This window comes from Elusimicrobiota bacterium (assembly GCA_026388095.1).
GTDB lineage: Bacteria > Elusimicrobiota > Elusimicrobia > UBA1565 > UBA9628 > UBA9628.
On record JAPLKL010000062.1, the window covers coordinates 48,232 to 57,257 of the forward strand.

Sequence of the window (9,026 nt, forward strand, 5' to 3'; positions counted from 1 at the left end):
GCCTCAGCCGCGCTTAAGCCGAGACCCGCGCGCCCTTGCGCTCGATGGGCAGGACCTCGGCCCGGCTGGCGATCTTGTGGGCCGCGAAGGCCTTGACCATGGCCTCGCCGATGGCCAACGCCTGCGGCCCCTTGCGGCACAGGGCCAGCACCGTCGGCCCTGAGCCGGAGAGCGCGGCCCCGCAGGTGCCGGCGGCCAGGGCGGCCTTGAGCACGTCCTTGAACCCGGGGATGAGCGGAGCCCGGTAGGGCTGGTGCAGGCGGTCGCCCATGGCTTCGGCCAAGTCCTCCCAGCGCCCGCGCTCGATGGCCGAGGCCAGCAGCAGCGCGCGAGAGACGTTCTCGACCGCGGCCTCGCGCAGCACGGTGTCGGGCAATACCGCGCGGGCCTTGGCCGTCTCCAGCTGGAACTCCGGGATGCAGACCACGGCCGTGAGATCCTGGTGAGGCTTCAAGGCCAGGTTGCGCACGGCCCTGTGATCTTTTATGGAGAGGGTGACCCCTCCCCTGATGGCGGGAGCCACGTTGTCCGGGTGGCCTTCCATGACCACCGCGTACTCGAAGAGCTGCTCGTCCGTCAGCGGCGAGGGCTCCAAAAGCCGGTTGGCCGCGAAGAGGCCGGCCACGATGGCGGCCGCGCTGGAGCCCAGCCCCCGGGCCAGCGGGATGCGGTTGTGGGCCTTGAAGACCAGGCGGTTGAAGAATCGGCCCGCGATGACCGTGTTGGCCGCGCGGACCATGAGGTTGCTCTTGTCCTTGGGCAAGGACTCCGCGCCCTCGCCCTCGATCTCGACGACGGGCGGGCCGTCCTCGGAGTGCTTCTCGATCTCAAGCTCGTTGTGGAGCGTCAGGGCCATGCCCAGGCAGTCGAAGCCCGGACCGATGTTGCTGGTGGAAGCCGGGACCCGCACCCGCACCCGCCGGAGCACGCTCACAGCTTGAACCCGCGGCCCGGCGTGAAAGCCCGGCGGCGGGGGGAGAAGCGCGCCGCCGTGTCCGGGTCCTTGAGCCCGTGGCCGGTGAGCACGCAGACCACGGTCCCGCTCGGCTTGCGGCCGGTCCGGGCCAGCTTGAGCAGGCCCGCCACTCCGGCCGCGCTGGCCGGCTCGCAGAAGACCCCTTCTTCCCGCGCCAGGAAGCGGTAGGCGGCCAGGATCTGGCTGTCGGTCACGGAGCCGATCATGCCGCCGGACTCGTCGCGCGCGGCCAAGGCTCCGGCCTTGGAGTAGGGGTCGCCGATGCGGATGGCCGTGGCCACGGTCCTGGGGTCGGCGACCGGACGGCCCAGCACCAAGGGTGCCGCGCCCGCGGCCTGGAAGCCCATCATGCGCGGCCTGCGGCCGCCGAGCTCCCGGTAGCCCTTCCAGTAGGCGGTGATGTTGCCGGCGTTGCCCACGGGCATGAACTGGAAGTCCGGGGCCCGGCCCAGGACCTCGGCCACTTCGAAGGCCGCGGTCTTCTGGCCCTCGATGCGGTAGGGATTGGACGAATTGACCACGGTGAAGTCTTGCTCGGCCGCGATCCGCAAAGCCGCCTTCAGCGCCGCGTCGAAGTTGCCCGCGACCTCCACGATCTCGGCTCCGTGCATCACGGCCTGCATGAGCTTGCCCAAGGCCACGGCGCCGCGGGGCAAGAAGACCACGCAGCGCAGGCCGGCCTTGGCGGCATAAGCCGAAGCCGAGGCCGCGGTGTTGCCGGTCGAGGCGCAGAGCACCCCCCGGGAGCGCTCCTCCAAAGCCTTGGACATGGCCACGGTCATGCCGCGGTCCTTGAAGGAGCCCGTGGGGTTGGTCCCTTCGAATTTGAGGTGCACCGAGCCCGGCCGCAGGCCCGCGGCCTTGGCCAGGCGGTCGGCGCGGATCAGAGGCGTGTTCCCCTCGCCCAAGGACACCACCGGGGTGCGGCGCGTCACGGGCAGCCGGCCGCGGTAGCGCTCGATGAGGGTCATCAGGGCAGAAGGCGCATCACGGTATGGCGGCGCGCGATGCTGGGCAGAGCGAGTATGTCGCGCAGGGCCCGGCCGAAGGTGCCGGGGCTGGTCGGATGCGTGGTGAGGATGATGGGCACGCACTTGGGGTCGCAGCCCCCGGGCTGGTTGATGGTGGCAATCGAGATGCCCAGCCGGCCCAAGGCCGCGGTGACGGCGGAGAGCACGCCCGGCCGGTCCAGGGCGCCCAGGCGCAGGTAGAAGGCGCAGTCCGAGTCGGCCAGGCGCGGGGCCGGCCCCGGCCGCGGCGCGGCGGGCGCGGCGCCGGAGATGAGCTCCCGGCCCAGCGCCATGATGTCGCCCAGTACGGCGCTGGCCGCGGGGCCCGCGCCGGCGCCTCTTCCGTAGAACATCAGGTCCCCGGCGGAAGCGGCGCGCACCAGGACCGCGTTGAACTCGTCCTGCACGGCGGCCAGGGGATGCGCCAGAGGGACCAAGGCGGGGCCGACGAAAGCCTCGACTCTGGGCTCGGCGCCTTCCAGGAAGCGGGCCACGCCCAGGAGCTTGACCCGGCGGCCCAGCTCGTTCTCCGCGAAGGCCATGTCCTCGAGCCCCAGGTCCTGGATGCCCTGCGTGCGCACCTGGTCGGGCCGCAGCCAGGCCCCGGTCACCAAAGAGGCCAGGACCGAGACCTTGTCCGCGGTGTCCTGGCCGCTCAGGTCCAGGGCGGGGTTCTTCTCGGCCAAGCCCAGCTCCTGGGCCCGGCGCAGGGCCGCGGCCGGCGCCACGCCTTCGGCCATGCGGGTGAGGATGAAATTGGTGGTGCCGTTGAGGATGCCGTAGACGGCCTCGACGCGGTCGCCGGCCAGGCTCAGGTCCAGGGCCTTGAGGATGGGGATGCCGCCGGCCACGCTGGCCTCGAAATGCAGCCGGCCGCCGCCGTCGGCCGCGGCTTTGCGCAGCTCGTCCCAGCTCCGCGCCAGGAGCCGCTTGTTGGCCGTGACCACGCCGCGGCCGCGGCGCAGGCAGCCCAGGACCAGGCGGCGCGGCGCGCCCAGGCCGCCCAGGAGCTCGACGACCGCGTCGACGCCGGGCAAGGCCGCCACCCGCGCCGGGTCCGTCAGGCGCCGCACCGAGGCCGGCAGGCCGAGGCGGCGGGCCGCGGCCGCAACGCGGCGGTCGCAGACCGCGGCGAGCTCCAGCCGGGCGCCCAGACGGCGGCAGAGGCTCTCGCGCCGGGACTTGAGCAGGCGCACGGTCTCGGAGCCCACCACGCCCAGGCCCGCGACCGCGAGGCGTATCGTGCGCATGGATTAAGTCTACAAAATCTGTGCTAGACTCTCGGTATGTCAATACTCTGGATCTGGCTCTGGCTGAATCCGCTCGCTTGCGCGGGGCTTGCCCCGACGTGCGTCAGCAAGGCCGCGGATGCGAGCTACCAGGAGCCGGCCGACCTCAAGGCCCTGATGGGCTGCCAGAAGAGGAAGCTGGCCCGCTCCGTCTCGGACTACCAGGCCAAGCATGGCACAGAGCCCCCGGAGGAGACCCTGGAGGGCTGGCAGGAACTGCAGCGCGGCGAGGTGCGGGACTTCATCCAGCGCCATCCGGACCGGTCCGTCATCGAGGGAGATGTCGACTCCGAGGCGGGCGGCGAGCCGGCCGGGCCGGACCAGGGCGGAGGCGGCGCGGCGGCCAAGCCGGGCCAGGTCGTGAAGAGCGCGCAGACCAAGCCGGCCCAGGGCCGGGCGAGCGCGAAGGTCAAGCCGGGCCAGGCCGCGCGGAGCGCTCAGGCCGAGCCGGTCCAGGGCCAGGCGAGCGCGGCGGTCAAGCTGGGCCAGGGCGGGAAGGGCGCTCAGGCCAAGTCAGTCCAAGGCCCATCGAGCGCGACGGTCAAGCCGGACCAGGCCGAAGAGAGCCCGAAGGCCGAACCGGGCCAGGGTCAGGCGGAGCAGGCTCCGCCCGCGGACCTCGAGGCGCTCAAGAAGGACCTGTTGGAGAAGTCGGACCAGGGGCGCAAGGGCGTCACTCCGGAGATGGCCGCGGAGATCGTAGCCGCCCTCAAGAAGCAGCAGGGCTCGGTGAGCCCCGACATGGCCGCGCTCCTCGACGCGGTCCAGAAGGACGGCCCGAACCTGTCGGCGGACACGTTCCATAAGCTCCAGGACGCCGCGCGCAAAGCCAATGCCTCGGGGCTGGATCTGGGGGCCTCTCCGGAGGTCGAGGACTCCCTCCTGAAGGGCGAGTACGATAAGGACCAGCCCGCGCCGGCCCCGCCCGCTCCCGGCACGGACTAGGTCAGCCGCCGGGCTTGGAGACGGCCAGCCCGCCGCCCATGATGAGCGCGCCCTGCAGGAAGGCCAGGCCCAAAGAGACCCTGAGGCCCAGAAAGATGGCGTCGATGATGGTGTCGATGTCGAAGAGCAGGGCCCAGGCCAGGCAGGCCGCCAAGCCGGCCGCGGCCCAAGCGCCCACGTTGTAGAGGTGCGTCAGACGCCGGGCCACGGCCTTGGCCCGGGCCGCGCCCTTGGCCGGCTCATAGCCCACCAGCGAGTCCTGGAGCCGCTTGAGGTCCAGACCGGCCTTCTCGAGACGCGCCTCTCCGGCCTCTACCTTCTTGCGCGCGTCTCGGTCCTCCGCGAGCCGGGAGTAGACGGCCTGGCCCGGGGCCGTGATCCAGCGTTCCACGGCGTCGTGGGCGCGGCCTTCCGGCGCCCAGTGGTTGAGCCCGTAGCTGGCCGCGGCCGCGGAGCCGGCCACCACGCTCGTGGCCACCAAGGTGTGGAAGAGGCGGACGATCATGCTTATATGATAGCGCTATTCCTTTGATAGTGTCCCATGCTCGTACATGGGCGCATGGCTGCAGACTGCCAGATTTTATTTGAGCATGATCTGAGCCGCGTATGAGCTCCCTCGGAGGAACCTGCCTTATAATATTGGTATGAAGACGGGAAGAGGGATTATGAAAAAGATGAATTTGAAGATCCTGCTCGAACTCGCGGCCGCGCTTGTTTTTCTGGGTGTCCCGTCGCAAGCCGGCGAAAACTCAGTCATGACCTCGCAACTGGCGATAGCGGCAACTCCCCAAAAGGGCTGGCTCTCCAAGGCGTCCTCCGCAATCGCCCCGGTGTCTAAAGCGCCGGAAGCCCTGCCGGCAGCGGGCGCGAACCTGAAGAGCAAGGGCGCGGAGCCCGTGAAGTCGGTGGAGCCGCGCAAGCCGCGGGTCTCCAGGCTGCAGGAGCCGGGCGAAGCGTTCGGCGGCGGAGCGGCGAAGCGGATCCGGGATGCGGCCAGGATGCTGGCGGAACAGGCTACAGAGACCAAGAGCGCGCAGTAAACCGCTATTTCTTGGGAGCAACGCGGCGCAGCAGGAAAGCCTGCACGGCCTTCGGGTAGGCCGCCCCGGTCTCCAAGTAGCCCTCGTCGTGGCCGCCCGTCATCTCCAGGAACTCCTTGGGCTGCGGCGCCGCCGCGAACAAGGCTTGGCCCATGCGGAAGGGCACGACGCGGTCCTGGCGGCTGTGCATGACCAGGACCGGACACTGGATGCGGGGGATCTTGGCCAGGTTGTCGTAGCGCATGGTCACCATGAGGCGCACGGGCAGCCAGGGGAACACCTCGCGGCCCATGTCCACGATGGAGGTGAATGCGCTCTCCAGGATGAGGGCCTTGGGCGGATGGCGCAAGGCCGTCTCCAGAGCGATCCCGTTGCCGAGGGACTCGCCGTAGATGACGAGTCGGTCGGGCGGGTAGCGCTTGGCCTGCGTCAGCCAGCGCCAGGCCGCCTCCGCGTCGCGGTAGGTGCCCTGCTCGGACGGACTGCCGGCGCTCTTGCCGTAGCCGCGGTAGTCGAAGAGCAGCACGCTCAGGCCCAGCCGGTGGAACAGGTCCGCCTTGGGGACCCGGCTGCTCACGTTGCCGGCGTTGCCGTGGCAGTACAGCAGGACGAGCCTTTGTGCCGCCAGGGGGCCCCCGGCGGCCGGGAGGAACCAACCGTGCAGCGCGACCCCATCCTCGGCGCGGAGCGCCACCTCCTCATGGGAGAGGCCGAAGGTCCGGGGGATGACCGTGAAGTCCCGCGCGGGATGATAGATGTTGGCCGTCTCGAAGCGCCGCAGACCGACCCAGCCCGCGACCAGGAGGGCGATGACGAGGACCGTCTGCCGCATGCCGGGCATGGTATCACAAACCCCTGGCGGCAGTCGAGGCGATGCGTCCGCCGGCACGGCTGGAAGGAGGGGCGTGGAATTTGTAGATTAGGCGCATGACGAATAGAGACGAAGGACAGCATCGTTCCATCCTGAGAAAGCTCGCCCGCCAGGCGATGCTCGACAGAGGGCTGCTCCCTGATTTCCCGCCCCAGGCGCTCGCCGAGCTCGATGCCATCCGCGGGCCCGCGGCGCGACCCGAAGGGCCGGCGCGGGATCTTAGGAGCTTCCTCTGGTGCTCCATAGACAACGATGATTCGCGCGACCTGGACCAGCTCACCGTCGCCGAGGCCGCGCCGGGAGGGTCCGTAAAGGTCCTGGTGGCCATCGCCGATGTGGACGCTCTCGTCGTCAAGGGGTCGGCGCTGGACGAACATGCGCGGCAGAACACCACTTCGGTCTACACCGCGGCCGAGACGTTCCCGATGCTGCCCGAGAGGCTCTCCACCGACTTGACCTCTCTCAACAGCGAGGCGGACCGGCTCGCCGTCGTCGTCGAGATGGTCGTCGCCGCGGACGGAGCCCTGCAGAGCTCGGATATCTATCGGGCGCTGGTGCGCAATCGCGCCAAACTCGCCTACAACAGCCTCGCCGGCTGGCTGGAGGGCGCCGGGCCGATGCCCCAGGAGGTCGGCGCCGTCGGCGGTCTCGAAGAGAATCTCCGGCTGCAGGACCGCGTGGCCCAGAAGCTGAAGGCGCTCCGGCATGTGCATGGAGCGCTCGACTTCGATACCATAGAAGCGCGCCCGGTCTTCGACGGGGATGTCCTCAAGGATTACGCGGCCGAGAGGAAGAACCAGGCCAAAGGCATCATCGAGGATTTCATGATCGCCGCCAACGGAGTCACCGCGCGGTTCCTCGCGTCCAAGAAGCGGCCGTCCTTGCGGCGCGTCGTGCGCACGCCCAAACGCTGGGATCGGATCGTCGAGCTCGCCTCGGAGCGGGGCTTCACGCTGCCCCAGGAGCCCGACTCGAAAGCCCTGGATCGGTTCTTGACCGCGCAGAAGACCGCCGATCCTCTGCGTTTCCCCGATCTCTGCCTCAGCGTCATCAAGCTGCTGGGCGCCGGTGAATATGTCGTCGAACTCCCGGGGGGCGGCGCGGTCGGGCACTTCGGTCTGGCCGTCAGGGACTATGCCCACTCCACGGCTCCCAATCGCCGCTACCCGGATGTCATCACGCAGCGGCTCCTGAAGGCGGCCCTGGCCGGGAGCTCCTCGCCCTACGAGAAGGAGGAGTTGGCGGCGCTGGCCAAGCGCTGCACCGAGATGGAGGACTCGGCGAAGAAAGTCGAGCGCCAGGTCGAGAAATCCGCGGCGGCGATGCTGCTGGAATCGAGGCTGGGCGAACGCTTCGACGCCATCGTCACCGGCGCGTCCGACAAAGGCACCTGGGTCCGACTCTTGAACCCCCCCATCGAGGGAAGACTGGAGAGCGGCTTTGCGGGCATGGATGTCGGTCGCCGGCTCCGCGTGCAGCTGATGAGCACGGATGTGGCGCGCGGGTATATCAACTTCAAGACGGTGGCGTAGGAAGGCCGGGCCGCGCGCTCTGGCGGTGTCAAATCCGGCCCCCGAATTCCTATAATGTCCATCATGAGCCAAGCTAAGAAAGTCGGCATCATCGGCCTGGGCAAGTATCTGCCTGAAAAGGTCCTGACCAACCAGGACTTCGAGAAGATGGTGGACACCACGGACGCCTGGATCACGGAGCGCACGGGCATCAAGGAGCGGCGCATCGCGCGGGCCGACGAGGCCACCAGCGACATGGCCCTGGCCGCGGCCAAGGAGGCCCTGGCCGACGCCAAGCTCACCGGCGCCGACATCGACCTCATCGTGGTGGCGACCATCAGCCCGGACACCCTCTTCCCTTCGAACGCCTGCCGCCTGCAGGGCGCCTTGGGCTGCCGACCCATCCCGGCTTTCGACGTAGCCGCGGCCTGCTCCGGCTACATCTACGCCCTGACCATCGCCGAGAACTTCATCAAGGCCGGCACCGCGCGCCGCGCTTTGGTGGTGGCCGTGGAGAAGCTCTCCGCGATCACGGACTACAGCGACCGCAACACCTGCGTGCTCTTCGGCGACGGGGCCGGGGCCGCGGTGCTCTCGGCCGTGGACACGGGGGGGATCCTTTCGAGCTATCTGGGCTCGGACGGCAAGCAGTGCGAACTCATCACCATGCCCGCGGGCGGCTCGCGCCGGCCGGCCTCGCACGAGACCGTGGACCAGAAACTCCACTGCCTCAAGATGAACGGGGCGGAGGTCTTCAAGGTCGCGGTCAAGACCATGGCCGACGCGGCCCTGGAAGTCATGAACACTTTGGGCGTGCACAGCCCCGACGAGGTGAGCCTCATCATCCCGCACCAGGCCAACATCCGCATCATCAACGCGGTGGCCAAGCGCATGGGCGTGAGCCTCGCCGAGGGCAAGGTCTTCCTCAACATCGAGAAGTACGGCAACATGTCCGCGGCTTCCACGGCCGTGGCCTTGACCGAGGCGGTCCAGACCGGGCGCGTCAAGAAGGGCGACCGGGTCGTGATGGTGGCCTTCGGCAGCGGACTGACCGTGGGCGCCTTGGTCATCGAGCTGTCCTGACCCGCGGCGCGCCGCAGTCCCGGTTTTGCGCTATAATGCCGTTGTGAAGGCTTTGGCCGCCGGTCTCCTCGTCTTGGCCGCGGCGGCCTCCGCCGCCGAACGGAAGGTCTCGACTCCCTACATGTGGGGGGGCAGCAACGGCGGCAGCGGCACCATGTCGAGGATCGACACCGCCAACGGCGGCGTGACGATCTTCGGCCACGCGGGAACCAACGATTGGGGGGCCGTGGACCCGGCCGGCAACCTCTGGACGACCGATCGATCGAGGGGGGTGGTGCGCAGGTTCAACGCCTCCAGCGGC

Annotated in this window: 10 protein-coding genes; 5 read left to right on the plus strand and 5 right to left on the minus strand. The window is 69.4% G+C overall.

Annotated elements, in window-relative coordinates; all coding sequences use genetic code 11:
- Nucleotides 1-13 precede the first annotated feature (13 nt).
- From thrB to NTY77_15125, 3 genes are read right to left on the minus strand one after another with little or no spacing between them, the layout of a single operon-like run.
- Complete coding sequence (gene thrB / locus NTY77_15115; GenBank protein ID MCX5796823.1) at nt 14-934, minus strand: homoserine kinase; 921 nt, start codon at nt 932-934, stop codon at nt 14-16.
- Nucleotides 931-1,947, minus strand: coding sequence for a threonine synthase (gene thrC, locus NTY77_15120; GenBank protein MCX5796824.1), 1,017 nt, complete (start codon nt 1,945-1,947; stop codon nt 931-933). Before thrC ends, thrB begins: the two co-directional genes overlap by 4 nt.
- Nucleotides 1,947-3,236: a homoserine dehydrogenase gene (locus tag NTY77_15125; protein MCX5796825.1), complete on the minus strand. Its 1,290-nt coding sequence runs from the start codon at nt 3,234-3,236 to the stop codon at nt 1,947-1,949. The genes thrC and NTY77_15125 overlap by 1 nt, the downstream gene beginning before the upstream one ends.
- Nucleotides 3,237-3,272: 36 nt before the next feature.
- On the opposite strand from NTY77_15125, the gene NTY77_15130 reads away from it, so the two are divergent.
- Nucleotides 3,273-4,220 (plus strand): hypothetical protein, encoded by a 948-nt coding sequence (locus NTY77_15130; GenBank protein MCX5796826.1) that lies wholly within the window; start codon nt 3,273-3,275, stop codon nt 4,218-4,220.
- 1 nt (nt 4,221) lies between these two features.
- Here the strand turns inward: NTY77_15130 and NTY77_15135 are convergent, their stop codons facing one another.
- Complete coding sequence (locus NTY77_15135) at nt 4,222-4,725, minus strand: hypothetical protein (protein ID MCX5796827.1); 504 nt, start codon at nt 4,723-4,725, stop codon at nt 4,222-4,224.
- Between the two features lie 139 nt (nt 4,726-4,864).
- Between NTY77_15135 and NTY77_15140 the strand changes: the two genes are divergently transcribed.
- Nucleotides 4,865-5,260, plus strand: coding sequence for a hypothetical protein (locus tag NTY77_15140; GenBank protein MCX5796828.1), 396 nt, complete (start codon nt 4,865-4,867; stop codon nt 5,258-5,260).
- 4 nt (nt 5,261-5,264) lie between these two features.
- Here the strand turns inward: NTY77_15140 and NTY77_15145 are convergent, their stop codons facing one another.
- The gene (locus tag NTY77_15145) at nt 5,265-6,101 is read right to left on the minus strand and encodes an alpha/beta hydrolase (GenBank protein ID MCX5796829.1); all 837 of its coding nucleotides are present in this window, start codon (nt 6,099-6,101) and stop codon (nt 5,265-5,267) included.
- A gap of 86 nt (nt 6,102-6,187) precedes the next feature.
- Between NTY77_15145 and NTY77_15150 the strand changes: the two genes are divergently transcribed.
- The 3 genes from NTY77_15150 to NTY77_15160 form a co-directional block, all read left to right on the plus strand.
- Nucleotides 6,188-7,663, plus strand: coding sequence for an RNB domain-containing ribonuclease (locus NTY77_15150; protein ID MCX5796830.1), 1,476 nt, complete (start codon nt 6,188-6,190; stop codon nt 7,661-7,663).
- 63 nt (nt 7,664-7,726) lie between these two features.
- The gene (locus NTY77_15155; protein ID MCX5796831.1) at nt 7,727-8,725 is read left to right on the plus strand and encodes a ketoacyl-ACP synthase III; all 999 of its coding nucleotides are present in this window, start codon (nt 7,727-7,729) and stop codon (nt 8,723-8,725) included.
- A 43-nt stretch (nt 8,726-8,768) separates the two neighbouring features.
- On the plus strand, nt 8,769-9,026 hold a 258-nt coding region (locus tag NTY77_15160), incomplete at its 3' end, for a hypothetical protein (protein MCX5796832.1).

Excerpts from the sequence above, each read along its gene's own strand:
- NTY77_15140 (MCX5796828.1), top strand. The coding sequence starts at position 4,865 with ATGAAGACGGGAAGAGGGATTATGAAAAAGATGAATTTGAAGATCCTG.
- NTY77_15145 (MCX5796829.1), bottom strand. The coding sequence starts at position 6,101 with ATGCCCGGCATGCGGCAGACGGTCCTCGTCATCGCCCTCCTGGTCGCG.
- NTY77_15150 (MCX5796830.1), top strand. The coding sequence starts at position 6,188 with ATGACGAATAGAGACGAAGGACAGCATCGTTCCATCCTGAGAAAGCTC.
- thrC (MCX5796824.1), bottom strand. The coding sequence starts at position 1,947 with ATGACCCTCATCGAGCGCTACCGCGGCCGGCTGCCCGTGACGCGCCGC.
- NTY77_15125 (MCX5796825.1), bottom strand. The coding sequence starts at position 3,236 with ATGCGCACGATACGCCTCGCGGTCGCGGGCCTGGGCGTGGTGGGCTCC.
- NTY77_15155 (MCX5796831.1), top strand. The coding sequence starts at position 7,727 with ATGAGCCAAGCTAAGAAAGTCGGCATCATCGGCCTGGGCAAGTATCTG.
- NTY77_15135 (MCX5796827.1), bottom strand. The coding sequence starts at position 4,725 with ATGATCGTCCGCCTCTTCCACACCTTGGTGGCCACGAGCGTGGTGGCC.
- NTY77_15130 (MCX5796826.1), top strand. The coding sequence starts at position 3,273 with ATGTCAATACTCTGGATCTGGCTCTGGCTGAATCCGCTCGCTTGCGCG.